This is a genomic window from Roseateles sp. (genome assembly GCF_019237615.1).
GTDB lineage: Bacteria > Pseudomonadota > Gammaproteobacteria > Burkholderiales > Burkholderiaceae_C > Pelomonas.
The window spans coordinates 54,347-80,227 of record NZ_JAFAGT010000096.1 but is presented as its reverse complement, the minus strand read 5'-3'; the positions used below and the strand labels follow the sequence as shown (position 1 = coordinate 80,227).

Annotated in this window: 22 protein-coding genes; 15 read left to right on the top strand and 7 right to left on the bottom strand. The window is 71.9% G+C overall.

Translation table 11 applies throughout. The features are described 5' to 3' along the window. Window positions 1–37: 37 nt before the first annotated feature. Window positions 38–664, top strand: a complete 627-nt coding sequence (locus JOY88_RS20670) for a hemerythrin domain-containing protein (protein WP_293504536.1) — start codon at window positions 38–40, stop codon at window positions 662–664. Here the strand turns inward: JOY88_RS20670 and JOY88_RS20665 are convergent. The 5 genes from JOY88_RS20665 to JOY88_RS20645 form a co-directional block, all read right to left on the bottom strand. Further along, on the bottom strand, window positions 648–3,725 hold the full coding sequence (locus tag JOY88_RS20665) for a diguanylate cyclase (RefSeq protein ID WP_293504535.1): 3,078 nt from the start codon (window positions 3,723–3,725) through the stop codon (window positions 648–650). The two genes, JOY88_RS20670 and JOY88_RS20665, sit on opposite strands and share 17 nt — an antisense overlap. A gap of 116 nt (window positions 3,726–3,841) precedes the next feature. Next, entirely contained in the window at window positions 3,842–4,333 is a 492-nt protein-coding gene (locus JOY88_RS20660; RefSeq protein WP_293504534.1) for a hypothetical protein, read from the bottom strand. A gap of 9 nt (window positions 4,334–4,342) precedes the next feature. Further along, window positions 4,343–5,395 carry a 2-oxoacid:ferredoxin oxidoreductase subunit beta gene (locus JOY88_RS20655; RefSeq protein ID WP_293504533.1) on the bottom strand — a complete coding sequence of 351 codons (1,053 nt, stop codon included), beginning with the start codon at window positions 5,393–5,395 and terminating at the stop codon, window positions 4,343–4,345. A gap of 58 nt (window positions 5,396–5,453) precedes the next feature. After that, window positions 5,454–7,289 carry a 2-oxoacid:acceptor oxidoreductase subunit alpha gene (locus tag JOY88_RS20650; protein ID WP_293504532.1) on the bottom strand — a complete coding sequence of 612 codons (1,836 nt, stop codon included), beginning with the start codon at window positions 7,287–7,289 and terminating at the stop codon, window positions 5,454–5,456. Further along, window positions 7,286–9,064: an FAD-dependent oxidoreductase gene (locus JOY88_RS20645; RefSeq protein ID WP_293504531.1), complete on the bottom strand. Its 1,779-nt coding sequence runs from the start codon at window positions 9,062–9,064 to the stop codon at window positions 7,286–7,288. The genes JOY88_RS20650 and JOY88_RS20645 overlap by 4 nt, the downstream gene beginning before the upstream one ends. A gap of 166 nt (window positions 9,065–9,230) precedes the next feature. On the opposite strand from JOY88_RS20645, the gene JOY88_RS20640 reads away from it, so the two are divergent. Next, window positions 9,231–9,941, top strand: coding sequence for an Hcp family type VI secretion system effector (locus tag JOY88_RS20640; protein ID WP_293504530.1), 711 nt, complete (start codon window positions 9,231–9,233; stop codon window positions 9,939–9,941). Here JOY88_RS20640 and JOY88_RS20635 read toward each other — a convergent pair. Continuing rightward, the gene (locus tag JOY88_RS20635; RefSeq protein ID WP_293504529.1) at window positions 9,919–10,626 is read right to left on the bottom strand and encodes a phosphatase PAP2 family protein; all 708 of its coding nucleotides are present in this window, start codon (window positions 10,624–10,626) and stop codon (window positions 9,919–9,921) included. The two genes, JOY88_RS20640 and JOY88_RS20635, sit on opposite strands and share 23 nt — an antisense overlap. Before the next feature lie 86 nt (window positions 10,627–10,712). Between JOY88_RS20635 and JOY88_RS20630 the strand changes: the two genes are divergently transcribed. From JOY88_RS20630 to JOY88_RS20610, 5 genes are all read left to right on the top strand, one after another. Continuing rightward, complete coding sequence (locus tag JOY88_RS20630) at window positions 10,713–11,699, top strand: KpsF/GutQ family sugar-phosphate isomerase (protein ID WP_293504528.1); 987 nt, start codon at window positions 10,713–10,715, stop codon at window positions 11,697–11,699. Then, complete coding sequence (locus JOY88_RS20625) at window positions 11,699–12,277, top strand: KdsC family phosphatase (RefSeq protein WP_293504527.1); 579 nt, start codon at window positions 11,699–11,701, stop codon at window positions 12,275–12,277. The genes JOY88_RS20630 and JOY88_RS20625 overlap by 1 nt, the downstream gene beginning before the upstream one ends. Then, on the top strand, window positions 12,274–12,933 hold the full coding sequence (gene lptC / locus JOY88_RS20620) for an LPS export ABC transporter periplasmic protein LptC (protein WP_293504526.1): 660 nt from the start codon (window positions 12,274–12,276) through the stop codon (window positions 12,931–12,933). The genes JOY88_RS20625 and lptC overlap by 4 nt, the downstream gene beginning before the upstream one ends. Beyond that, window positions 12,930–13,703: an SDR family oxidoreductase gene (locus tag JOY88_RS20615; protein ID WP_293504525.1), complete on the top strand. Its 774-nt coding sequence runs from the start codon at window positions 12,930–12,932 to the stop codon at window positions 13,701–13,703. The genes lptC and JOY88_RS20615 overlap by 4 nt, the downstream gene beginning before the upstream one ends. A gap of 214 nt (window positions 13,704–13,917) precedes the next feature. Continuing rightward, window positions 13,918–16,224 carry a carbohydrate binding family 9 domain-containing protein gene (locus tag JOY88_RS20610; RefSeq protein ID WP_293504524.1) on the top strand — a complete coding sequence of 769 codons (2,307 nt, stop codon included), beginning with the start codon at window positions 13,918–13,920 and terminating at the stop codon, window positions 16,222–16,224. An 80-nt stretch (window positions 16,225–16,304) separates the two neighbouring features. Here JOY88_RS20610 and rbp read toward each other — a convergent pair whose 3' ends face one another. Further along, window positions 16,305–16,709 carry an RNA-binding regulator gene (gene rbp, locus JOY88_RS20605; RefSeq protein WP_293504523.1) on the bottom strand — a complete coding sequence of 135 codons (405 nt, stop codon included), beginning with the start codon at window positions 16,707–16,709 and terminating at the stop codon, window positions 16,305–16,307. 234 nt (window positions 16,710–16,943) lie between these two features. On the opposite strand from rbp, the gene JOY88_RS20600 reads away from it, so the two are divergent. The 8 genes from JOY88_RS20600 to JOY88_RS20565 are packed head-to-tail and all read left to right on the top strand — an operon-like array spanning window position 16,944 to window position 25,533. Continuing rightward, the gene (locus JOY88_RS20600) at window positions 16,944–17,843 is read left to right on the top strand and encodes a hypothetical protein (RefSeq protein WP_293504522.1); all 900 of its coding nucleotides are present in this window, start codon (window positions 16,944–16,946) and stop codon (window positions 17,841–17,843) included. Further along, window positions 17,840–18,610, top strand: a complete 771-nt coding sequence (locus JOY88_RS20595) for a helical backbone metal receptor (RefSeq protein WP_293504521.1) — start codon at window positions 17,840–17,842, stop codon at window positions 18,608–18,610. Before JOY88_RS20600 ends, JOY88_RS20595 begins: the two co-directional genes overlap by 4 nt. Before the next feature lie 15 nt (window positions 18,611–18,625). Continuing rightward, window positions 18,626–19,267: a MarC family protein gene (locus tag JOY88_RS20590; RefSeq protein ID WP_293504520.1), complete on the top strand. Its 642-nt coding sequence runs from the start codon at window positions 18,626–18,628 to the stop codon at window positions 19,265–19,267. Window positions 19,268–19,271: 4 nt separating this feature from the next. Further along, a complete protein-coding gene (locus tag JOY88_RS20585; protein ID WP_293504519.1) occupies window positions 19,272–20,297 on the top strand; it encodes an NAD(P)H-dependent flavin oxidoreductase in 1,026 nt (341 codons plus the stop codon). Beyond that, window positions 20,285–20,953, top strand: a complete 669-nt coding sequence (gene creB, locus JOY88_RS20580; RefSeq protein WP_293504560.1) for a two-component system response regulator CreB — start codon at window positions 20,285–20,287, stop codon at window positions 20,951–20,953. Before JOY88_RS20585 ends, creB begins: the two co-directional genes overlap by 13 nt. Before the next feature lie 3 nt (window positions 20,954–20,956). After that, a complete protein-coding gene (creC, locus tag JOY88_RS20575) occupies window positions 20,957–22,381 on the top strand; it encodes a two-component system sensor histidine kinase CreC (RefSeq protein ID WP_293504518.1) in 1,425 nt (474 codons plus the stop codon). Between the two features lie 59 nt (window positions 22,382–22,440). Continuing rightward, the gene (gene creD, locus JOY88_RS20570) at window positions 22,441–23,823 is read left to right on the top strand and encodes a cell envelope integrity protein CreD (protein ID WP_293504517.1); all 1,383 of its coding nucleotides are present in this window, start codon (window positions 22,441–22,443) and stop codon (window positions 23,821–23,823) included. A 48-nt stretch (window positions 23,824–23,871) separates the two neighbouring features. Next, window positions 23,872–25,533 carry a GMC family oxidoreductase gene (locus tag JOY88_RS20565; protein WP_293504516.1) on the top strand — a complete coding sequence of 554 codons (1,662 nt, stop codon included), beginning with the start codon at window positions 23,872–23,874 and terminating at the stop codon, window positions 25,531–25,533. Window positions 25,534–25,881 lie beyond the last annotated feature (348 nt).

Here is a 25,881-nt window from a genome sequence, read left to right as displayed (position 1 = left end):
AAGGCCTCCCGCCCGGCAAGGCGCGACGCTGCGCGTCATGCCTTCCTCGATCATGCCCCTGGCCGTGCGCATCATCCACGCCGAACACGACGCGCTCGCGGCCATGCTGCGCACGCTGCCGCTGCTGCTGGCCGCGCAGCGCCAGGCCGGTGCGCCGCCCGACTTCGCCGCGCTGCGCGCGATGCTGTTCTACGTCGACGAATTTCCGGAACGCTTGCATCACAAGAAGGAAAGCGAGCTGCTGTTCCCCAGGCTGCGCGCGCTGGCGCCGGACCTGCGCGAGACCCTGGACGACCTGGACGTGGACCACGGCCAGGGCGAGCGCGCCATCCGCGAGCTGCAGCACACGCTGCTGGCCTGGGAGCAGATGGGCGAGCCCAGGCGCGAGAAGTTCGAGCGGCAGCTCGGGGTCTACACGGCCCGCTACCTGCGCCACATGCGGCGCGAGGAAACCGAGATCCTGCCGCGCGCGACCGCCGTCTTCAGCGCCGCGGACTGGGCTGAGCTGGACGAGGCCTTCGGCAGCCACCGCGACCCGCTGGCGCCGCGCGCCGGTCAGTCGGTGGACGAGGCCTATGCGCCGCTGCGCCAGCGCATCCTGTCGGCACTGCCGGCGCCGCTGGGCTGGGGGCCGGCGCTGCCCGGCCTCACTGCCCGCCCCTGAGCACGCGCAGCCTCTCGCTGGCCAGCCATTGCGCCGGCGAGCGGCCCAGCAGCTCGCGCAGCGCGTCGGCGTCCAGGCCCGGATCGGCGGCGAGAACGCCCACCCAACGGTCGCGGCCGCCGCGCTTGGCCTCGTAGAGAGCGCCGTCGGCCACGTCGATGACGGCACTCCAGTCCAGCGCCTGCGGATGCCGGGGCGCCAGCGGGAAGCAGGCGAAGCCGATGGAGCAGGTCCGCGTCAGCCGCTGGCCGTCGGGCAGCTCGAAGGGGCGCCCGGCCACGGCGCGGCGCAGGCGCTCGGCCAGGTCCGCGGCATGCTCGCGCGAGCCGTCGCGGGCCACGACGAGGAACTCCTCGCCGCCCCAGCGCACGATGTGGTCGCTGTCGCGGCAGACCTCGCGCAGCCGCTCGCGCATCTGCACCAGCACCGCGTCACCCGCCGAGTGGCCGTGGCGGTCGTTGACCTGCTTGAAGTGGTCCACGTCCACCAGCATGAACACCAGGTCGGCATTGTCCGAGCGCACGGTGCCCACGGCATGGCGGCGCAGCGCGACGGCCACGTCGGCGTCGATGTGCTGGGTCAGGTAGCGGCGGTTGTGCAGGCCGGTCAGCGGGTCGCTGAGGCTGGACTCCTTCAGCGCCTCGGACAGCGCCTCCAGCTCGGCCGTGCGCTCCTGCACGCGCCGCTCCAGCTCGACCTGGCGGCGCTCCAGCGCGCGCGTGCGCCACTGCACCAGGCCGTAGATGCCCAGCACGGCCAGCAGCACGGCCAGCGTGCGCGCCCACCAGGTCTGCCACCAGGCCGGCTGCACCTCCACGCCGACGCGCAGCGGTTGGCCGGTCCAGTCGCCCAGGCGGTTGCTGCCCTGCACCTCCAGCGTGTAGCGGCCGGGCGCCAGGTTGGCGTAGCTGGCGACGCGCAGCTCGGCACCGGTCGAGATCCAGTCCTCGTCATAGCCCTGCAGCCGGTAGCGGTAGAGGTTCTCGGTCGGCGCGCTGTAGTCCAGCGCGGCGAACTCCACCGCGAAGGCGCGCTGGCGAGCCGTCAGCGTCAGCCCCTCGCGCAGCAGGCCGGCCGGCTGGCTGCTGCTGTCGATGCGCAGCCCGGTCGCCACGACGGGCGGCTGGAAGGCCCAGCGCCGGAAGCGCTCGGGTTCGACGACCAGCAGCCCGGTGCTCCCGCCGAACAGCATGCGGCCGTCGGCCAGCTTGCCGTAGGCGCGGAACCAGCCGGTGCCGATGTCGACGCCGTCGATGCGGCCGAACTCGGTGACGACCTGCGTGCCCGGGTCGAACATGCCGCGATGCGTCCAGATGCGGCCCTTGGCATCCGCCAGCAGGTTGGCGCCGAAGCTGTGGCCCGGCCGGCCCACGCTCTCGAAGGCCGCGCCCGGCATGCGCCGGTACAGGCCGGTGTTGAGGTCCGCCCACAGCACGCCATGGGCGTCGATCAGCAGGCCCAGCACGCCCTCCTGCGGCAGGCCGGCGCCGTCCGCGCGCAGCTCGCCGTCGACGAGCTGGAACAGGCCCGCCTCGGCGCCCACCCACAGGCGGCCGTCGAGGCCTTCAACCAGCGCGTTGACGTTGCCGCCCAGGCGCTTGCCGCCGGCCAGCGGCAGGCGCTCCGGCTCGACCGCGCCGGGCGCCAGGCGGTACAGGCCGTCGGACGTGCCCACCCACAGCGTGCCGGCGCGGTCCGTCAGCAGCCGGCGCACGCGGGCCTGGATGCTGGAGCGCGCCTCCAGCAGGCGGTGGCGCGCGTCGAAGCGGTACAGCTGGCCTCCCTCGGTGCCTGCCCAGACGCTGCCGTCGGCGGCCTGGGCCAGTGCGGCGACCAGCCCGCTGAAGCGCGCGTCCGGCCGGATGGTGTCGACGAGGCGCAGCTTCGGGTCGACGATGGCGATGCCGCGCTCGAGCGTGCCCAGCCAGATCTCGCCGCTGCCCAGCTGCAGCACGCTGCGCACGTCTGTGTCGGCCAGCGGGCTGGCGGGGTCGTCGTCCTGGCGACGCACCCACATGCCCTTGCTTTCCGGGTCGTAGCGCTGCAGGCCGCCGCCGTAGCCGCCCACCCACAACGTGCCGGCGCGGTCGCGCAGCAGCGCATGAAAATCGGTGCCGCCCAGCGTCCAGGGCCGGCGCTGGTTGCGCTTGAGCAGCTGCAGCAGGCTGCCGTCGGCGGCGCGCAGCTCGACGCCGGTGACGCGGCCCACCCAGACCTCGCCATCGCCGCCGCCCTCGGCGGGGCCCAGCAGGCTCAGCACCGGCGAGGGCCTCCCGCCGGCGTCGCCCGCCTGCAGCGCCTGCGGCGCGGCGCGCCCATCGCGGTCCAGCAGCAGCAGCCGGCCGTCGCGCGTGCCGACCCAGATGCGGCCGTCGGCGCCCTGGGCCAACGCGTTGACGGGCCAGCCGCCCTCGATGGGCTCGAAGCGCCGCCCGCCGGCGCGCAACCGCGCCAGGCCATGCCCGGTGCCCACCCAGAGGTCGCCCTCGCGGTCCACCAGCAAGGCGCCTATGCGGTCGTCGGGCAGGCCGCTGGCGTCGCCTGCACGGAAATGCTCGAAGCGGCCGCTGGCCGGGTCCAGTCGGTCCAGCCCGCCCAGCAGGCCCACCCAGATGCGGCCGTCGTGGGCGCGCGCCAGGCGCTGCACGGCGCCGGGCGTGATCGAGTCGGGCACCGCCGGGTCGTGGTGCAGAAAGGTCCAGCGCTCGGTCAGCGTGTCGAAGCGGGCCAGGCCCTCGCTGGCGCTGCCGGCCCACAGCACGCCGCCGCGGTCGGCCAGCAGCACGCGCAGGAAGCGGTTGGCGCGGCTGCCCGAGTCGGCCGCCCCCGTCATCGGGAAGGCGCGTGCCTGGTAGCCGTCGTAGCGCACCAGGCCGACGCTGGTGCCGACCCAGATCAGGCCACGGTCGTCCTGGGCCAGGGCCGCGACGATGCCGTCGACGATGGCGGCGGTGCCGCCGGCCGTGACGAAGCGCGGCTCGGCCATCGGGTCGCGCTCGGCCCGGGCAACGGGCAGGGCCAGGCCGATGAACAGCAGAATCAGGACAGGCAGGAGGCGCATGGGCGCTTTGTTCTTCTGGGGGAGGCGCAGCGTAGCAGCCCCCCGTGGCATGTCCGGGCGTCCAGCCCGGCCGGGCAGCCCCCGCAGGCCAGGGGTGTTGGCGCGAATTCTCGAGGTTAGGCCGGCTTCGTCGGCGCTGCCGTGCAGGCCTTGGCCGCCGCGAGCCCGCGCAGGAAGCCGCGCCTCACGCCGCCGGCCGCGATGGCGGCGCTGACCTGGCGGGCATAACGCTCGGCGCCGCTCAGCTTGCGCACCCAGCCGCGGAACGGGATGACGCCCTCGGCCGTGCGCTGCAGCGCGCCGGTGGCAGCATCCTCGCCGCGCTCCAACAGGCCGGGATTGCCGGCGGTGGTCGGCGCGTCCAGGTCGGGGCCCAGCACCTCGTCCAGCGCGCGGACGCCCGCGGCCAGACCGGCGCAGCTGGCATCGGCCGGCTGGGCATAGGGCGCGGCGGCCGCGGCCTTGAGCACGTCGGGGAAGTCGGCACGGACGACGTTGAGGTCGGAAAGCGGCGTCGTCGCGGCGCTGCCGACCTTGTCCTGGCTGGAGCCGGCGCAGGCGGCCAGCAAGAGGGCGGCGGGGAGAAGGCTGAGATGGGAGGGACGCATGGCCCCGGATCATCTCAGCCCGGCGTTGATCTTCTCAAGTGCTGCTGCGCCGGGACAGAGTGCTTTTTCACCAAAAGCGTTCAGCGCGCCGGCCGCCGTGCGCTGGGCCGCATGCCAGTCCCTGGCCGCCGGGTCGACGTAGAGCAGCCCTGTCGCGATCTCGCCGGCCGCGGCGCGCAGCTGCATCGCGTTCATCGCGCCGGGGCGGTCCGTGGGATCGTAGTCGGGCGCGATCTTGCGCAGCCGCAGCGTCGTGCCGTCGGCCTGCGGCACATCGACGGAGTCGGGCGAATCGGCCACCACCTGCTCGGGCGCGAGGGCGATGAAGTCGATGCGGTTCAGCGCCTCGTTGTGCTCGCGCACATGGTCGTAGCTGCGCGTGGAGCCGGCATGGTTGTTGAAGGCCACGCAGGGACTGACGACGTCGATGAAGGCGGCGCCGCCATGGCGGATGGCGGCCTCGATGAGGGGCACCAGCTGGGTCTTGTCGCCCGAGAAGCTGCGCGCGACGAAAGTGGCGCCCAGCTGCAGCGCCAGCGCCGCGAGGTCGATGGCGGTGTCGTTGTTGGTCGCGCCCTTCTTGGCCACCGAGCCCTTGTCGGCCGTGGCACTGAACTGGCCCTTGGTGAGGCCATAGACGCCGTTGTTCTCGACGATGTAGACCATGCGCACGCCGCGCCGCATCGCGTGCGCGAACTGGCCCAGGCCTATGGAGGCGGAGTCACCGTCGCCGGAGATGCCGAGGTAGAGCAGCTCGCGGTTGGCGAGATAGGCGCCGGTCAGCACGCTGGGCATGCGGCCGTGCACGGTGTTGAAGCCGTGGCTGGCGCCGAGGAAGTAGTCCGGCGTCTTGCTGGAACAGCCGATGCCGCTGAGCTTGGCGACGCGGTGGGGCTCTATGTCCAGCTGCCAGCAGGCCTGCACGATGGCGCCGGAAATGGAGTCGTGGCCGCAGCCGGCGCACAGCGTCGAGACCTTGCCCTCGTAGTCGCGGCGCGTGTAGCCGACCTTGTTCCTGGTCAGGCTGGGGTGGTGCAGCCTGGGTTTGGCGAGATAGGTCAATTGGAAACCTCCGTGCCGCGCACTGCGGTGCGAGCGCCATCGGGCGGTCGTGCGGCGCTCATGCCGCGCCCCTCGGTGCGGTGGCCAGCGTGTGCACATGGCGCGTGATCGCGTCGGTGATGAAGCGGGCCGTGATGGGGGTGCCGTCGAAATGCAGCACCGGCGTGAGCTGGGCGGGTGCCACCTCCAGCTCGTTGACCAGCAGGCGGCGCATCTGCGCGTCGCGGTTCTGCTCGACGACGAAGACCGTGTCGTGCGCGGCGATGAACTCGGCGACGGCGGGAGCGAAGGGGTAGGCGCGCAGCCGCATCGCGTCGATGTGGATGCCGGCTTCTGCGAGCGCGACGAGCGCCTCGTCCATCGCCGGCGCGGTGGAGCCGAAGTACATCACCGCGACCCGGGTCTTCTGCGCGGCTGCGCGCACCAGCGGCTGCGGCGCCAGCCGCGCGGCGGTGGCGAACTTCAGGCGTAGGCGCTCGACGTTGCGGACGTAGTCGTCGCCGCGCTCGGAGTAGTTGGCCTGCTCGTTGCGCGTCGTGCCACGCGTGAAGTAGGCGCCCCTGCTGGCATGCGTGCCAGGCAAGGTGCGCCAGGGGATGCCGTCGCCGTCGACGTCCTGGTAGCGGGCGAATGGCTTGCCGGCCTCGAGCTGCCCGGCCGTCATGAGCTTGCCGCGGTCATAGCGGCGCTCGTCGTCCCAGGCCAGCGGTTCGCACAGGCGCTGGTTCATGCCGATGTCCAGGTCGCTCATCAGGAACACGGGCGTCTGCAGCCGCTCGGCGAGGTCCAGCGCTGCCGCCGCGAACTCGAAGCACTCCCGCGGGTCCTCCGGCAGCAGCAGCACATGCTGCGTGTCGCCATGCGAGGCATAGGCGCTGCTGAGCAGGTCGGCCTGCTGCGTGCGCGTGGGCATGCCGGTGCTGGGGCCGCCGCGCTGCACGTCGATGACGACCAGCGGGATCTCGGCGAAGTAGGCCAGGCCCAGGAACTCCGTCATCAGCGACACGCCGGGGCCCGACGTGGCCGTGAAGGCGCGCGCACCGTTCCAGCCGGCACCGGTGATGATGCCTATGGACGCGATCTCGTCCTCGGCCTGCACGATGGCATAGCGCTTCTCACCCGTCTCGGGGTCGGTGCGGAACTTGGCCGCGTACTTCTCGAAGGCCTCGGCCACCGACGATGACGGCGTGATCGGATACCAGGCGCAGACGGTGGCGCCGCCGTACACGCAGCCCAGCGCCGTCGCGGCATTGCCTTCCAGGAAGATCCGGTCGCCCACCGCGTCGGCCTTCCTCACCTTGAGTCCGAAGGGCTGCACGGACAGGTGGTCGCGCGCGAACTCGCGGCCGGCATGCAGCGCGCGCACATTGGAGTCCAGCAGCCTCTCCTTGCCGCGGTACTGCTCGGCGAACAGCTTCTCGATGACGGCGGCCGCGATGCCCATCAGCTCGCTCAAGGCCCCCAGCACGAGGATGTTCTTGAACAGCGTGCGCTCGCGCGGCACGTCGTACGTGGCGTTGCAGATGGCCGTGGCCGGCATGCCGATGACGTGGATGTCCGGCCGGAAGGCGCCAGGCGGCATCGGCTTGGTGGAGTCGTAGAACAGATAGCCGCCGGGCTGGATCTCGGCCACATCCTGGGCCCAGGTCTGCGGATTCATCGCGACCATCAGGTCCACGCCGCCACGCCGGCCCAGCCAGCCGGCCTCGCAGACGCGCACCTCGTACCAGGTCGGCAGGCCCTGGATGTTGCTAGGGAAGATGTTGCGCGGACTGACCGGCACGCCCATGCGCAGGATGGCGCGCGCGAACAGCTCGTTGGCCGAGGCCGAGCCCGAGCCGTTGACGTTGGCGAACTTGACGACGAAGTCGTTGACCGCTTCTATCCTGCTCATGCCACCTCCTTGCGCGAGGTCACGTCACGGCAGGCCGCGCCGGCCTTGGCAGTGACGAGCAGGAACTTCTGCATGTCCCAGGCCCCGGTGGGGCAGCGCTCGGCGCACAGGCCGCAGTGCAGGCAGACGTCCTCGTCCTTGGCCATTACGCGGCCGGTCTTCAGCCCGCCCTCGACATAGATGTCCTGCAGCAGGTTCAGCGCCGGCGCCTTCAGTCGCTCCCGCAGGTCGGGTCCGTCTTCCGTGAAGCTGATGCAGTCCATCGGGCAGATGTCCACGCAGGCGTCGCACTCGATGCAGAGCTTGGGCGCAAACACGGTCTGCACGTCGCAGTTCAGGCAGCGCTGCGCCTCCTTGAGGGCAGTGGCCGCGTCGAAGCCCAGCTCCACCTCGACCTTGATGCTGGCCAGCGCCTTCTCGGCCGCGGCCCAGGGCACCTTGCTGCGCAGGTCCAGCGTGACGGCGTTGTCGTAGCTCCACTCGTGGATGCCCATCTTCTGCGACACCAGGTTCACATGCGGCGGTGGACGCTGGGTGACCGGCTCGCCATGCAGCAGGCGGTCGATGCTGACGGCCGCCTCGTGGCCGTGGGCCACGGCGGTGATGATGTTCTTGGGCCCGAAGGCCGCGTCGCCGCCGAAGAACACCTGCGGCAGCGTGGACTGCAAGCTCTGCGGGTCCAGCACCGGCAGCCCGTCCTCGCCGAAGGCGATGCCCGCGTCGCGCTCTATCCACGGGAAGGCATTCTCCTGGCCCACGGCGATCAGCACCTCGTCGCAGGGGATGACGACCTCCCCGCCGGCCTGCGCCTTCCTGAAGCGCATGCCGGTGAGCCTGCCGTCCACATGCTCGAAGGCCAGCGGCACATGGAAGTCCAGGATGGGAATGCCCTCGTGCTCGGCGTCTTCCTTCTCCCAGGGCGAGGCCTTCATCTGCGCATAGCCGCTGCGCACGGCCACCGTGACGGACGCGGCACCCAGGCGTCGCGCCGAACGGCAGCAGTCCATCGCCGTGTTGCCGCCGCCCAGCACGATGACGCGCGGCTGCACCGCCGTCACATGGCCGAAGCTGACGCTGGACAGCCAGTCGATGCCGACATGGATATGCCCTGCCGCCTCCTGCCGGCCCGGCAGCTGCAGGTCGCGCCCGCGCGGCGCGCCGCAGCCGACGAAGACGGCGTCCCAGCCCTCGGCCAGCAGTGCCTTCATGGACGCAATGCGCCGGCCGGCGCGCCAGTCGACGCCCAGGCCCAGGATGTAGCCGCATTCCTCGTCGATGACGCGCTCCGGCAGCCGGAAGCGCGGGATCTGCGTGCGGATGAAGCCACCCGCCTTGGCCTCGCCGTCGAAGACGGTGACGGCATAGCCCTCCAGCGCCAGGTCGCGCGCCACCGCCAGCGACGCCGGCCCGGCGCCCACGCAGGCCACACGCCTGCCGTTGCGGGCGGCGGGCTTGGGCAGCATGGCGCGGAACTCCTCGGTCTTGCTGTCCGCCGCGACGCGCTTGAGCCGGCAGATGGCCACCGGCTCGGGCCTGGCCGCCTGCTTCTCCTCGACGCGGCCGCGCCGGCAGGCCGGCTCGCAGGGCCGGTCGCAGGTGCGGCCCAGCACGCCGGGAAACACGTTGCTGACCCAGTTGACCCAGTAGGCCTCGTCATGCCGGCCCTGCGCGATGAGCCGGATGTACTCGGGCACCGGCGTGTGCGCCGGGCAGGCCCATTGGCAATCGACGACCTTGTGGAAATAGGCCGGGTCCGAGATGTCGGTCCGCTGCACGGTGTCTCCTGTCCGTGGTGCGATTTGTCGGGCCAGTCTAGGCCGATGGCCGCTCACCCGGCTCTGTGGAAACCCCTTGCGGCCACGACGGCACCTTGGGGATGGTGGAGCCGGCCCCGCTCGCCCAGCATCGGCGTCGCCCAATCCGGGCTCAAGGAGGTTAGACATGGTTGCTTCACGTTTCATCCGGGCCTGGCGCGCGGCGGTGTTCGCCGCCGGCCTGGCGGCGGTCGGCCTGGCCCAGGCGGCCAACAGCTACTTTCTGCAGATCGACGGCCTGCAGGGCGATTCGACCGACGCCCGGCACAAGGACTGGATAGACATCGAAAGCTTTTCCTGGGGCCTGACGCTGGCCACCAGCGGCGGATCCGTCGGCAAGGCCACGTTCTCCGACCTGGCCTGGACCCAGGCCGTGGACAGCTCGACGCCCGCCTGGTTCCTCGACGTCGCGACCGGCAAGCACATCCGGACGACCACGCTCGACGTGGTGAAGGCGGGCGAAGGCGGCGCCTCCTTCTTCCAGATGATCTTCACCGACACGGTGGGCACGGGGCTCAGGATCACCGGCAGCGGCGACGGCCTGATGGCCGACGCGTCGATGAGCTCGGGCAGCATCGTCAAGCTGCGCTACCGCGCCCAGGATGGCAAGGGCGGCTACAAGCCCTGGGTGGAGGGCAGCTTCGACCTCAAGCGCGGCATGCCCACCGCGCAGTTCAGCGGCGACGAGAGCGTGCTGCTGGGCCTGTTCGCCTCCGGCGGCAGCATCGACTTCGATGCCGCCACCGTCACGCCCGTGCCCGTGCCCGAACCCGCCAGCGCGGCCCTGCTGCTGGCCGGCCTGGGGGTGCTGGCCCTCAGGCGGCGGCGCGCCGGCTGAGGACCCAGGGCTGGATCTGCACGACCGCGACCGTCAGCGCCCAGCAGATCCAGGCCGTCCACATCGTGTGGCTGGGATAGTGGGCGCCGCGCAGCATCTGGCCGACGCCGTAGACCAGGCCCAGGCAGATGACGCCCGCCAGCCAGGCGCGCGCCAGGCGCGGGTAGGCGCGGGCCAGCATCCAGGCGCCGCACAGGAAGGCGAAGGCCGCGCTGGCATGGCCGGACGGGAAGCAATGCCCGCCGCCGCCGTCGGTCAGGCCGAAGGCCCAGTGCGAGACGTACTGGACCGTGCCGCCGAACTCGGCGAGGTCCCAGGGGCAGCTCGTCAGGCTGAAGCGCTTGATGACCGACACCACGGCCAGGCAGAGCAACGTGATCAGGAGCCAGCCCAGGCGCTCGCGCCGGGTCAGGCCGGGCAGCACCTGCCGGGGCCACAGGTTGGCGAGCAGGATGCAGCCGATCGCGGCCCAGGAGAGCAGGCGGCCGCCCTGGTGGATCAGCAGCGTCGTGAACCAGCTCTCGCGCCAGGCGAACCCGGCGGCGCTGCCGACATGGCGCATGACCTGCAGGTCCAGGCCACTGGCATCCCAGGCCAGCAGGGCCGCGAGGCCCAGCAGCAAGGCCCACACGGCGACCGGCAGGCGCGCGGCGGGCGCGCGAAGAGGAGGCGGGCGGCTCTGCATGGTCATGGATTGTCAGCCCCGAACGCCGGGGCCCGGCCGGCGACTGCCGGCCCGGGCCCACCCCGGGCCTTGTCTACACTGGCTGCATGAGTTCTTCCGTCTTTGCCGCCGAGCGCGCCGTCCGCATCGGCCGCCAGGCGCTCGAGGTTGAGGCCCGCGCCCTCGCCGAGCTGGCACCGCGTCTGGGCGACGCCTTCGTGAGCGCACTGCAGACCATACTGACCTGCCGCGGCCGCGTCGCCGTCATGGGCATGGGCAAGAGCGGCCATGTGGGCCGCAAGATCGCCGCCACGCTGGCCTCCACCGGCACGCCGGCACTGTTCGTCCACCCCGCCGAGGCGGCCCATGGCGACCTGGGCATGGTCACCGGCGGCGACGTCGTGCTGGCCCTGTCCAACTCCGGCGAGAGCGACGAGCTCAACGCCATCCTGCCCGTGCTCAAGCGCCTGGGCGTGCCCGTCATCGCGATGACGGGGCGGTCCGAATCCAGCCTGGCCGCCCATGCCGACGTCGTGCTCGACAGCGCCGTCGCCGAGGAGGCCTGCCCGCTGCAGCTGGCCCCTACCGCCAGCACCACGGCCCAGATGGCGCTGGGCGACGCCCTCGCCGTGGCCCTGCTGGACGCGCGCGGCTTCAAGGCCGAGGACTTCGCCCGCTCGCACCCGGGCGGCGCGCTGGGCCGCAAGCTGCTGACCCATGTGCGCGACCTGATGCGCAGCGGCGAGGCGCTGCCGCGCGTGGCCGCCGACACCGGCTTCACCGACCTGATGCGCGAGATGAGCGCCAAGGCGCTGGGCATGGCGGTGGTCGTCGATGCCGACGACCGCGTGCAGGGCATCTTCACAGACGGCGACCTGCGCCGCCTCGTCGAGCAGGGCCGCGACCTGCGCTCGCTGACGGCGGCGGAAGTCGCGCACGGCCAACCGCGCACGCTGGGCCCCGACGCGCTGGCCGTCGAGGCGGCCGACCTGATGGAAGAGGCGCGCATCACCGTCGTGCTGGTGGTCGACGCCGACAAGCGCCTGCTGGGCGCGATCAACAGCAACGACCTGATGCGGGCCAAGGTGATCTGATGGCGGCGCTGCGTTTCCCGCCCGAGCTGCTCGTCCAGGCCCAGGGCACGGGCCTGGCCATCAAACTGGCCATCTTCGACGTCGACGGCGTGCTGACCGACGGCCGCATCTACATCGGCGAGCGTGGCGAGGAGTTCAAGGCCTTCAGCACGCTGGACGGCCATGGCCTGAAGTCGCTGCAGCAGGCGGGCATCACGCCGGTGATCATCACCGGCCGCGACAGCCCCGCCGTGCGCCGCCGCGTGGCCGACCTGGGCCTGGCCCATGCCGTCTACGGCGCCGGCGACAAGCTGGCCGCCGCGGAGCCGCTGCTGGCCCGGCTCGGCGCGAGCTGGGGCGAGGTTGCCGCGATGGGCGACGACTGGCCCGACCTGCCGCTGATGACGCGCGCCGGCTTCGCCTGCGCCCCGCCCGGCGCCCACGCCGAGGTGCTGGCCGTCGCCCACCATGTCACCCGCGCGGCGGGCGGCCATGGCGCGGCGCGCGAGTACTGCGACCTGCTGCTGATGGCCGGCGGCCACTACGAGCGCCTACTGAACGCGCACCACGCCACGCTGGACGGCGGCACCTCGCCATGACGCCCGCGGCCCTGCCCCTCGCCGCGCCAAGCCGCGCCAAGCCCCGACCCTGGCTGTGGCGCGCCCAGAGCGTGCTGTCGAACTACCTGCCGCTGCTGCTGATGGCCCTGCTGGCCAGCGGCACCTGGTGGCTGGTGAAGAACACGCCGCTGCTGGACGGGCCGTCCGAGCTGGCACCGCCGCGCCACATCCCCGACTACCGCATGGAGAACTTCGAGATCCAGCGCATCGGTGCCGACGGCCGGCTGAACGTGCAGATCGCCGGTGCAGAGCTGCGCCACTACCCCGACACCGACACCCTGGAGATCGACCAGGCCCGCGTGCGCGCCATCGCGCCCGACGGCAGCCTAGCCATCGCCGAGGCCAAGCGCGCCATCAGCAACGGCGACGGCAGCGACATGCAGCTGATCGGCGACGTGCGCCTGCGCCGCCTGCCGCCGGGCGCGGGCGAGAACGCACCGGCCCAGCTGGAGGTGCGCGGCGAGTTCCTGCAGGCGCTGGCGAACAGCGAGATCCTGCGCTCCCACCTGCCCGTCACCATACGCCAGGGCAGCTCGACCTTGAACGCGCGCAACTTCGAGTACCGGCACCTGACGGGCCAGATCAGCTTCACGGGCCGGGCCCAGGGGCAGATCGCCTCGCGGGACGGTCGATGAGCGAACTGGTCTTCATCACCGGCGCCTCCAGCGGCATCGGCCAGGCGCTGGCGCTGCGCTACTACCGCGACGGCGCCCGCCTCGCGCTGGTGGCCCGGCGCGTCGCCGAGGTCCAGCGCTGGGCCGCCGAGCAGCAGCTCGACACGGCCCGCTTCAGGGTCTACGGCGCCGATGTCGCCGACCTCGACGCCATGGCCCGCATCGGCCGCGAATGCATCGCTGCCCAGGGCCTGCCCGACGTCGTCATCGCCAACGCCGGCATCAGCATCGGCATGGACACGGCCCACTTCGACGACCTCGACGTGATGCGCCGCACCTTCGAGACCAACAACGTCGGCCTGGCCGCCACCTTCCACCCCTTCGTCACCGCGATGCTGGAGCGCCGCTCGGGCACGCTGGTGGGCGTGGCCAGCGTCGCTGCCATCCGCGGCCTGCCGGGGCACGGCGCCTATTGCGCGAGCAAGTCCGCGGTCGTCGCCTATTGCGAGAGCCTGCGCGGCGAGTGCCGGCCGTTCGGCGTGCGCGTCGTCACCCTGCTGCCGGGCTACATCGACACGCCGCTGACGCGCGGCAACCGCTACTCCATGCCCTTCCTGATGCAGGCGGACGAGTTCGCCGAGCAGGCCGTGCGCAGCATCCGCGCCCAGGTCAGCTACCGCGTCATCCCCTGGCAGATGGGCGTGCTGGCCAAGATCCTGCGCCTGCTGCCCAACTGGCTCTACGACCGCGCACTGGGCAGCCGGCCGCGCAAGAAGCGCGCGAGCGAGTAACCAGGGCACGCAAGCCCTGGCTACACTGCGCGCTCTTCGTACCGAGAGCTGCATGAACGCAGCCAAGGAGGACATCATGGCCAAGGTGCTTCACCCCTGCTGAGCCCGCGCGCTGCCATCTAGCGCAGCGCCGCCCGCCGGCTGCGCCCCGCGCACGCCCCACCTGATTCCTGCGGCCGCCGCCCGCGCGCGCAGCCGTTCTCGGACGACTTCCATGAACTTCCGTCTCTTTGGCCCGGGCCTGCTTGCCCTGGCCCTGCCGGCCTGGGGCAGCGCCCCCGCGCTGCAACATCCCACCGCGCTGCGCCTGGCCACGGGCGAGGCCCCGCCCGTCATCGACGGCCGCCTGGACGACGACGCCTGGCGGCGCGCGCCGGCCTACGAGCGCTTCGCGCAGTTCCTTCCCGCCGACAAGCAGCCCGCACGCTGGCGCACGACGGTGCAGGTGCTGGTCACCGACGACGCCCTCGTCTTCGGCATCCGCGCCTGGGACCCCGAGCCCGGCCGCATCCGCGCGCCGCTGGCCCGGCGCGACCAGGTCAAGGCCGACCAGGACTTCATCTCCATCCTCATCGACCCCGTGGGCCACCGCCGCACGGCGCAGTACGTGCGCGTCAGCGCGGCCGGTGCCGTCGAGGACGGCCTGTTCTCCGCCGAGGAGGACAGCGAGGACTCGGCGCCCGACTTCGACGTGGACGCCGCGACCACGCTGCTGCCCGACGGCTACAGCGTCGAGCTGCGCTGGCCGCTCGCGGCGCTGCGCTTCCCGCACTCGGGGGGCGCGCCCTGGCGCGTGATGATCGCCCGCAACATCCCGCGCGAGGAGCGCACGCTCGACGTCAGCGCGCCGGCGCTGACCAAGGACGCGCTGAGCTTCATCGCCGAGCTGCAGCCACTGGACGGGCTGGGCGACCTCGTCGAGCAGGTCCGCGAGCGCGGCTTCATGGCCTTGCGCCCCGAACTGACGCTGCGCGCCACGCGCGACGCCAGCGAGGCGGACGGCACGCGGCGCGCGCGCAAGGCGTCGCTGGGCGCCGAGTTCAAGTGGCGCCCCCGCGCCGACTGGGTGCTGGACGTGACGCTGAACCCCGACTTCTCGCAGGTCGAACTCGACGCGCCGCAGCTCGCCGGCAACACGCGCTTCGCGCTCAGCGTGCCCGAGAAGCGGCCCTTCTTCCTGGAGAGCGCCGACGTCGTCGGCCCGACCCAGGCCGACGAGTCCGGCGAGAACCGCAGCCTCGCGGCCTTCTACACCCGCGCCATCACCGATCCCGACTGGGGCCTGCGCGCCACCTGGCGCGGCGCCGGCGCCGAGGCCACGGCCCTGCATCTGCGCGACGCCGGCGGCGGACCGGTGCTGCGCGCCGGCGCGTTCGCCACGCGCAGCGGCGTGCAGCCCGGCGGCTCGCAGGCCAGCTTCGCGCGCGGCCGCGTGCAGGTGGGCGGACAGGGGCAGTTCGGCCTCGCGGGCCTCGCGTCGCTGCGCGACTTCGGCGCCGGCATGTCCACGCGGGTGGTGGGCGGCGACGGCGTCTGGCGGGCCGGCGACAGCGACCAGTGGCGCGGCCACCTGCTGCTGTCCGGCACGACGCTTGGCCTGGACGAGGCGGGCCAGGTGCTGCGCGTGGGCCGTGAGCGCGGCCACCGCGCCTGGCTGGGCTGGCGCTACCGCGACGGCGACTGGGTGGCCAACGTCAACGTCGAGGAGATCAGCCCCCGCTTTGCCAACGACAACGGCTTCGTCAGCCAGAGCGCCATCCGCCGTGCCTCGGCCTTCGGCTATCTGCGCCTGGGCCCGCGCGAGCTGGCCGGCGTCGACATGCATGAGAGCGAGCCCCAGCTCCGGCTGCAGGAGACGCGCACGCTGGCCGACCCGCGCCTCGGCGTCGCCGCCGGCCAGGTGGTGGACCGCCTGGTGCAGCCGGGCTTCTGGTTCTCGGCGGCACGCAACACCGGCGTCTGGGGCCACGTCGGCCTGGACAGCCACCGGGCGAGGAGCGGCGGCCGGCTGCACCCGACCCGCACGCTGCTGCTGGGCGCGGAGTCCAACCCGGGCGAGCTGCTGACCTACATCAGCGCCGAGGTCGAATGGGGCCGGCGGCTGGATGTCGACGCCGACCGCGTCGGCCCGGGCACGCTGGGCCAGCTGCACGCCCAGCTGCGGACGCCGCTGCCGGGCGGATGGTGGCTGGAGTACGAGCAGCGCTTCGGCCTGGGCTGGGTCGACGGCCCGGACGGCCGCCGCGCCTTCACGGACCGCAATGCGCAAAGCCTCGTGGTGCTGCACCTGAGCCCGCGCAACTCGCTGCGGCTGATCCGCCAGCAGACGCATTTCAGCCGCCGCGACGACCCGGCCGCAGGCCTGGCCGCGCAGAACGAGGTCGGGCGGGTGCTGTCGCTGATGCTCCAGCACCGTGTGGGCCTCTCCCGCGTCGTCAGCGTGGGCCTGAACCGGGCCCGCGAGCAGCAGGGCGCCCAGCGCGCCGACGAGGTGTTCGCCAAGGCCACGCTGGGCTACTGAGTCCGCGCCGGAATCGGCGCACCAGAAAAGAACAAGGCGCCCGAAGGCGCCTTGTTCAGATCTCTTGCGAGGGGGGGCGATCAGTAGCCGCCGGAACGGCCACCGCCGCCGTAGCCGCCACCACCACCGCCGTAGCCGCCGCCACCCGAGCGGCCACCGCCGCCGTAGCCGCCGCCGCCACCACCGTAGCCGCCGCCGCCCGAACGGCCACCGCCGCCGAAGCCGCCCGGACGCTCTTCACGAGGACGAGCCTCGTTGACGACGATCGCGCGGCCTTCCAGGGCCTGGCCATTCATGCCGTTGATGGCTGCCTGGGCCTCGGCGTCCGAACCCATTTCCACGAAGCCGAAACCCTTGGAACGACCGGTTTCGCGATCCATCATGACCTTTGCGGAGGTCACGGTCCCGAATTGACCGAACGCTTCTTGCAGCGATTCGTCACGCACGCTGTAGGCAAGGTTGCCCACGTAAAGCTTGTTTCCCATGGGGAAGCCCTTCTCTTCTCAAAATCAAAAAACCATGTGGAGCTTCAACCCATCGTGAACCATTCAAGCGAAGGTGCGGCGTCCAGACACAGGCAATTCATTATGGTGGCGGGGTGCCGAAATTGCGGGACGGCACTCCGACAAGTGTTGTTTTTACGATTTAGCACAAACCCTGGCGGCTCCCGGGCGTCATGGCGCCGTCATCGATACCATCGCCGCCCGCCCCCCGAATCCATGACTCCCAGCCTGCTCCCCGCCCTCTCCCGCGTGCTCGCCAGCGTCGACGCGCTGCGCAACCTGCGTGCCCTCTACGCATTGCTGGCGGGGTTCTGCTTCGCCGGCCTGCTGCTGGCCATGGCCCAGTCCGCCCTGGTGCGCGAACAGAACCTGCTGAGCGCGCTGTGGATGGGACTGGCGCTGGCTGTCGCTTTTTTCGGGGTCAATGCCACGGGCCTGATGCTGATGGACCAGGCCCGCGGCCTGCCGGTGCGCGATCCCCAGGACGCGTTCTCGGACGCGCTGCGCAGCGCCCACCGCGTGCTGCTGGCCCTGCTGGCCTGCCTGGCCTTGGCGGCGCTGGCCGCCGCCATCCTGGCTGGCCTGCTGTGGGCGACGCGCTGGCCCGTCGTGGGCGCGCCGCTGCTGGCCGTCGTGCTGCCGCTGGGCGTGCTGGTGCTGGGCGGCATCGCCTTCGCGCTGGCCGTCCTCGTCGGACCGCTGGCCGGACCAGCGGTCTGGGCCGGCCAGCACAGCGCCGGCGTGCTGGCCTTCCTGCGCGGGCGCCTGCGCCACGGCCTGCCCGAGACGGCCCTGCTGATGGCCGCCGTCTACGTGCTGACCGCGCTGGCCACGGCCGCCGTCAGCTTCGTCGTCGTCAGCGGCGGCCGGCTGGTGGCGGGCCTGGCCATCCTGGGCGCCGGGGTCGAGCTGCCGGCCGGCCAGTTGCTGGCCGGCGTCATGGGCCTGGGCCCGCGCGGCTTCGGCGCCGCCGGCATGCCGCTGCAGGGCGGGTCGCTGGGCCTGGCCGCGCTGATCGGCGGCGGCGTCGTGTTCGCCATCGCACTGGTGCTGCCGACCCTTGTTTGGCTGCGCGGCTGCTGCGCGGTCTACCTGGCGCTGACGGAAGAAGGATGAGGCCGCGCATCGCCAGCCTGGTGCCCAGCGCGACAGAGACGCTGGTGGCCCTGGGCCTGGGGCCCTGCCTCGTCGCGCGCACCGGTTTCTGCATCCATCCCGCAGAGGCCGTCGCGGCCGTGCCCAAGGTGGGCGGCACCAAGGACGTGAATCTTGCCAAGCTGCGGGCGCTCGCACCGACCCATGTTGTGCTTAACGTCGACGAGAACCGGCGCGAGACGGCCGAGGCGCTGCGTGCCTTCGTGCCACACGTCATCGTGACCCACCCCTGCCGGCCCGAGGACAACCTGGCGCTGTTCGAGCAGCTGCGCGCGGCCTTTGCCGGCGAGCCCGGCGTGAACGAGCGGGCCGCGACGCTGTCCGCCGAGTTCCGCGCCGCCCTCCGGCGCTGCCGCGGCGTGGCGGGGCCGCGTGAGAACGTGCTCTACCTGATCTGGCGCGAGCCCTGGATGACGGTGGCCCGCGACACCTACATCTCCACGCTGCTGGCCGAGGGCGGCTGGCGCAGCTGGCCGGATGCCCTCGGCGGCGCCCAGGGTGCCGGCCGCTACCCCGTGTTGCGCGGCGACGAAGCCTGGCTGGGCGACATAGACCGCGTGCTGCTCAGCTCCGAGCCCTATCGCTTCGGCCCAGAGCACCTGGCCGAGGCGCAGGCGCTGTGCCCGCGGGCTCACGTGCAACTGGTCGACGGCGAGTTGCTGAGCTGGTGGGGGGCTCGCGGCGCGGCGGGGCTGGACTATCTGCGCGCACTGAGCCAGGACGCCTGACCCACAATTGCCGGCATGGATATCTACAAGCCTCTCGTCGCGCTGCTGGCCATCGTCAACCCGGTCGGCGTGGTGCCCTTCTTCATCCACTTCACGTCCGCCTTCACGCGCCCGCAGCGGCGCCGGACCATCCTGGTCAGCGCCTGCACGGCCGGCATCGTCATCGCGCTCTCGGCGCTGTTCGGGCTGAAGATCATCGAGTTCTTCAACATTTCGCTGGCCAGCTTCCAGGTCGGCGGCGGCTGCCTGCTGCTGATCAGCTCGCTGCAGATGCTCAACGCCAAGCCGGCCGAGGCGCGCAAGGAAGACGTCACCGAGGGCTCCAGCAAGGCGGACGCGGGCGCCAGCATCGCCGTCGTGCCGCTGGCCATTCCGCTGCTGACCGGCCCTGCCACCATCTCGACCATGGTGATCTACGCCGACAAGACCCGGCACTGGTGGGAGCTGGCGGTGCTGTGCGGCTACGGCGTGGTCGTCGGGCTGGTCACCTTCCTCACCTTCTCGGCCAGCAGCCGTATCGCCAAGGTGCTGGGCCAGACCGGCATCAACATCATGACGCGGCTGATGGGCCTCATCCTCGCCGCGCTGGCCGTGGAGCTGCTGTCCGACGGCCTCATCAAGCTCTTCCCCATACTGGCAGCACGCACCGTGAGTTGACGCCATGAGCCTTTTCAACCTGCCTCCGATCTGGATGGCGCCCATGGCCGGCGAGGCCTCCAGCGCCGCACTTGTGGCCGCCGTCAGTGCGGGCGGCGGCTTCGGCCAGCTGGGCGCGGCCTACCTCGCGCCGGCCCGCATTGCCGAGATCGCCGCCGACATCCGGGCCCGCACCGACCGGCCCTTCGGCATCAACCTCTTCTGCCCCCAGCCCTGGCGACGCGACGACGCGGCGCTGGACGCCTACCTCGCCCGCCTGGCCGTCTGGCATGCCGAGCTGGGCCTGCCCGCGCCGACCCGGCCCGAGCGCTGCGAGGAGGACTTCGAGGCCCAGCTGGCGGCCACCGTCGCCGCCCGACCCGCCGTCATCAGCTTCGTCATGGGCGACCCGGGTGCGACCCGGGTGGCAGCGCTGAAGGCGCAGGGCTTCACCGTGATCGGTACCGCCACGCAGGTGGCCGAGGGACGGCTGCTGCAGGCCAGCGGCGTCGATGCCGTCGTCGCCCAGGGCTATGAAGCCGGCGGCCACCGCGGCGGCTTCCTCGGCACGCCCGAGGGCGCGCTGATCGGCACCATGGCCCTGGTGCCCCTGCTCGTCGATGCGCTGGACATCCCCGTCATCGCCGCCGGCGGCATCGCCGATGCCCGTGGCGTCGCGGCGGCCCAGGCGCTGGGCGCCGGTGCGGTGACGGCGGGCACGGCCTTCCTGCTTGTCGACGAATGCCCGCTGTCGCCCGCCTACCGAGCGGCGCTGCTGGCGGCGCAGGACGCCGACTCGACGCTGACGCGCGCCTTCTCCGGCCGCTTCGCGCGCGGCGTCGCCAACCGCGTCACGCGCGAGCTGGACGGCGTGGCCCTGCCCGACTTCCCTCAACCCAATGCCGCCAGCCGGGGCATGCGCCAGGCCGCCGCCAAGGCCGGCCGGGCCGACTTCATCAGCCTGTGGGCCGGCCAGGCCCTGCCGCTCAACCGCGCACCCGGCTCGGCGGCGCAGTTGGTCGCCGCGTTGACCCAGGGCTGGCGCGCTTGATCCTGCTGCTGGAGGACGATCCCGCCATCGCTGACACGGTGGTGTTCGCGCTGCGACGGGAGGGCTTCGCGGTAGAGCACCACGCCTGGCTGGCAGAGGCGCGCGAGCGGCTGCGCACGGCGCCGCCGCCGGAGCTGCTCATACTCGACATCGGCCTGCCCGACGGCCATGGCCTGGACCTGTGCCGCGAGCTGCGCAGCGGCCCGCTCTCCCGTCTGCCCGTCATCGTGCTCAGCGCACGCAGCGACGAGATGGACCGCGTGCTCGGCCTGGAACTGGGCGCCGACGACTACCTCGCCAAGCCCTTCAGCCCGCGCGAGCTGGTGGCCCGCGTGCGCGCGCTGCTGCGCCGCGCCCAGGCGACACCGCCAGCGACGGCAGGCTTCAGGGTGGACGGCACACGCGTGAGCCTGGACGGCGTGCCGCTGCACCTCACCAAGCTGGAGCTCGGGCTGCTGACCTACCTGCTGCGCGCACCGCAGCGCATCCACAGCCGCGACACGCTGCTGGACGCCGTCTGGGGCAGCAGCGCCGAGAGCACGGACCGCACCGTGGACACGCACATCAAGACACTGCGCGCCAAGCTGCGCGAGGCCGCGCCGGCGCGCGACCCGATCAAGACGCACCGCGGCCTGGGCTACTCCCTGGAGCCTTAGCCGATGAGACTCGGGCTCAGGGTCTTCTTCGGCTTCTTCCTCATCGCCGGCCTCAGCGCCGTACTGCTGCTCAAGGTCTTCCTGGCCGAGGTCAAGCCCAGCGTGCGCGAGGTCATGGAAGACCTGATGGTGGACACGGCCCACCTCCTGGCCGAGGCAGCCACGGACGAGATGGCCGCCGGCGGCGTCCTGCCCGACGGGCGGCTGGCCACCCAGCTGCGGCGCTATGCCAGGCGCGACGTGGACGTGATGATCTGGGGCCTGCGCAAGCAGAGCCTGGACCTGCGCATCTACGTGACGGACGCGACCGGCCGCGTGGTGCTCGACTCCGGCCAGCCCACGGCCGTCGGGCAGGACTACTCGCAATGGCGCGACGTGGCACTGACGCTGCGCGGCGACTATGGCGCACGCTCCTCGCGCAGCTACCGGGCCGACGACCGCAGCACCGTGCTCGTCGTCGCCGCGCCGGTGCTGAAGGACGGCCGCACGCTGGGCGTCGTCAGCGTCGCCAAGCCGGTGGCCAGCGTGCAGCGCTTCATCGACCGCGCCGAGAGGCGCGTGTTCTGGGCCGGCGCCGCGCTGCTGGCGGCCAGCCTGGTCATCGGCGTCGCGGTGACGCTGTGGCTGGTGGCCTCGGTGCGGCGGCTGCGTCGCTACGCCCAGCAGGCCCAGGCCGGCCAGGCCATCGCGCCGCCCGTCATGCCCGGCGAACTGGGCGACCTGGCACACGCGATGGACGACATGCGCCGCCGGCTCGAAGGCCGCGAGCAACTGGAGCACGACGTGCGCGCGCTTACACACGAGCTCAAGAGTCCACTGGCCGCGCTGCGCGCCAGTGGTGAACTGCTGCAGGACGATCTGCCCGCCGCCGACCGCCAGCGCTTCGCCGCCCAGGTGCTGGACCAGACTGCGCGGCTGCAGACGTTGGTGGAGCGGGTACTGGCGCTGTCGCAACTGGAAGCACAGGTCGGGCTGGGGGAGCGCCAGCGCGTGGCGCTGACCGACTGGGTCGGGGGCCAGCTGGAGCGTCAGGCGCCGCGGCTGGCACAGAAGCGCCTGAACGTCGTGTGGACGGCCCGCGAGAACGTGGTCGTGGACGCCGACACGGTGCTGCTGGAGCTGGCCTTCGGCAACCTGCTCGTCAACGCCATCGACTTCGCGCCCGCCGGATCGACGCTGGAACTCGCCATCGGCGCGACGCCCACGGGCGTGGGCCTGGCCCTGCGCGACCACGGCCCCGGCGTGCCGCCGGCTGCCTTCGCGCAGCTGGGCAAGCGCTTCTTCTCGACGGCGCGGCCGGGCAGCCTCGTCAAGGGCTCCGGCCTGGGCCTGGCCATCGCGCGCCGCATCGCCGAGCTGCACGGCGGGCGGCTGGCCTTCGAGGCCGCGCGGCCGGGGCTGAGGGTGACGCTGATCCTGCCGCGCTGACTTCACCGTCGCTTCACGCACTTCGTCGTCGCCTCACGACCGCTGGCGATGCTGGCGGCATGAAGCCCAATCCCGCTTTCGCCAAGCTGGCCATCCTGGCCTTCGTCACCCTGCTGCTGTGCATCGTGCTCGCCCAGATCGGCGGACTCACGCGTGAACGGCAGATCCGACAACGCGAGGCTGCACAGAGCGTCGAGCAGTCGCTGGCGGGCGCCCAGGCGCTGGCCGGGCCGTTGCTGGTCCGGTCCTGCAAGGAGAGCTGGGTGGTGCCGATCACCGATGGCAAGAATGAGGCCGTCGAGTCGCGCGACTTCTGGTTGGCGGCCGCCCCCACCAAGCTGCACGTCAGCGGTGGCATCAGTCCGGAGGTCAGGAAGCGCGGCCTGTTCAAGGTCAACACCTACGCCAGCCAGCTCGATGTCGAGGCCCGCTGGGACACGCTGACGGCGCTGCAGCCCAAGGCGGAGCACGCGAACGGCAGGCTGGCCTGCGGCGACCCGACGATCATCGTCGCGTTGAGCGACACGCGCGGCATCCGCACCGCCGAGCTGCGACGCGATGGCCGTGAACTGGCCCTGCGGCCAGGCACCACCATCCCGGCCTTCCGCGGTGGCATGCACGCGGTGCTGCCCGAACTGCGCGCGGAGGAGCCGCTTCTGGTGTCGCTCAAGCTCAGCCTCGTCGGCAGCCAGCGGCTGGGCATCGTGCCGGCCGCGAGCGACACCCAGGTGGTGCTGCAGTCGAGCTGGCCGCATCCGAGCTTCACGGGCCAGTTCCTGCCCATCGAACACCAGATCGGCGTCAGCGGCTTCACGGCGCGCTGGCAGGTCTCGTCGCTGGCCAGCACCGCCGTCGCCGATGTGCAGGCCGGCCGCCCCTTGCCGGATCTGTCGGATGACGGCGCCGTGGCGCCACCCTATCCCGAGGCCGGCAAGGCGGCCAAAGGTGGCGGGCTCGACATCTTGGCCGTCGAGCTGATCGACCCCGTGAACCCCTATGTCATGAGCGACCGTGCCATCAAGTACGGCCTGATGTTCATCGCGCTGACCTTCGTCACCGTCGGCCTGACCGAGCTGCTGACCGGCCGACGCGTGCACCCGGTGCAGTACCTGCTCGTCGGCATGGCACTCAGCCTCTTCTTCCTGCTCCTGCTCAGCCTGTCGGAGCATCTGTCCTTTGTGAAGGCGTATCTGATCGCGGCCGGCGCGGCGGCCCTGGTGCTGACGCAGTACGCCGCGGCCATGCTGGGTGGCTGGCTGCGCGGCGCGGCCTTCGGCGGCGGCATTGCGCTGCTCTACGGCGCCCTCTACGTGCTGCTGAGCCGCGAGCAGACGGCCCTGGTCATCGGCGCCGTGCTGCTATTCGCCGTGCTGGCGGCCGTGATGACGCTCACGCGCAAGCTGGACTGGTACCGCCTGGGCGGCACGCCGGGCGAGGCGTGAATTACGCTAGGGGCTGAATCCCCCTGGCATGCCCCGTTAGCGCTCCACATGTCCCAACAAGGCTTCGACTACATCATCGTGGGCGCCGGCACCGCCGGCTGCCTGCTGGCGAACCGCCTCAGTGCGCTGCGCGGCAAGCGCGTGCTGCTCATCGAGGCCGGTGGCAAGGACGACTACCACTGGATCCACATCCCCGTCGGCTACCTCTACTGCATCGGCAACCCGCGCACCGACTGGTGCTTCAGCACCGAGGCCGAACCGGGGCTGAACGGCCGCAGCCTGCGCTACCCGCGCGGCAAGGTGCTGGGCGGCAGCTCCAGCATCAACGGCATGATCTACATGCGCGGCCAGAGCCGCGACTACGAGCACTGGGCCGACCTCACCGGCGACGACACCTGGCGCTGGGAGCGCGTGCTGCGCGCCTTCCGCCGCCACGAGAACCACTGGCGTCTCGACAATCCCAAGACCGCGCCCGACGGCTTCGCCGCCCTGCACGGCCCCATGCCCGGCAAGACCGGCGAGTGGCGCGTGGAGCAGCAGCGGCTGCGCTGGCCCATCCTCGACGCCTTCGCGGCGGCCGCCGAGCAGGCCGGCATCCCGGCCACGAGCGACTTCAACGCCGGCAACAACGAGGGCGTCGGCTACTTCGAGGTCAACCAGAAGAAAGGCCTGCGCTGGAACGCGGCCAAGGCCTTCCTGCGTCCGACCGCGCTGGGCCGGCCCAACTTCGAGCTGTGGACCGGCGCGCAGGTGCGCAGGCTGCGCCTGCTGCGCGACGACACGGGCCTGCGCTGCGGCGGCGTCGAGGTGTTGACGCCACATGGCGTCGAGCAGCCCTGGCTCAACGTCGGCGGCGAGGTCATCCTCGCGGCCGGCGCCATCGGATCGCCGCAGATCCTGCAGCTCTCGGGTCTGGGCCCGGGCGCGCTGCTGCAGGGCCTGGGGATCACCGTCGAGCAGGAGCTGCGGGGTGTCGGCATGAACCTGCAGGACCATCTGCAGATCCGCGCCGTCTACAAGGTGCAGGGCGCCCAGACGCTGAACACGCGCTCGGCCTCACTGCTGGGCAAGGCCATGATCGGCCTGGAGTACGCGCTGCGCCGCAGCGGCCCGATGAGCATGGCGCCGTCGCAGCTGGGCGCCTTCACGCGCAGCAGCCCGGACAAGGCCTGGCCGGACCTGGAGTACCACGTCCAGCCGCTGTCGCTGGACGCCTTCGGCGAGCCGCTGCATGGCTTCAACGCCTTCACGGCGAGCGTGTGCAACCTGAATCCGAGCAGCCGCGGCACGGTGCATGCCACCTCGCCGGACGCCACCGTGGCGCCGGCCATCCGGCCCAACTACCTCTCCACCGACGAGGACCGCCGGGTCGCTGCGCAAAGCCTGCGCATCACCCGCAACATCGTGGCCCAGCCGGCGCTGGCCGCTTTCAAGCCCGAGGAATACAGGCCGGGGCCGCAGTTCCAGACCGACGAGGAGCTGGCCCGCCTGGCTGGCGATATCGCGACGACGATCTTCCACCCGGTGGGCACCTGCAAGATGGGCCGCGCGGACGACGCGGACGCCGTCGTCGACTCGCGACTGCGCGTGCGCGGCGTGACGGGGCTGCGCGTGGCGGACGCCAGCGTGATGCCGACGATCACGAGCGGGAACACGAATTCGCCGACCTTGATGATTGCGGAGAAGTTGGCGGGGTGGCTGGGCGGCTGAGGAACGCGGGCACCAGCCGCTGCGCCACCGGTGCGCCCCTCAAGGTAGTTGTCGCCTCGGTCATGCAACCTGTGGCTGAGTATCTTTGCACCGCAGCGCGGCCTCGGCGACCACATCACGCTCAGGGTTGAGCGTAACCTTCCGGGATTCGAGACAGCGCCTCCAGGCACGGGTGCACAGTCGCAAGACCAGCGGATCCAGCTGGTCTCCGGACGGTGGGAAGTGCCTTCCGCGCATGTACGCAATACTGCGCGCCCCATGCGCGTGAGAAAGAGCGAGCCCACGACCGCGTTGCCGTCCCGATCCATCCCAGATGCCTGGTGGATTGCCAGGTCGTCCCAATCAGTG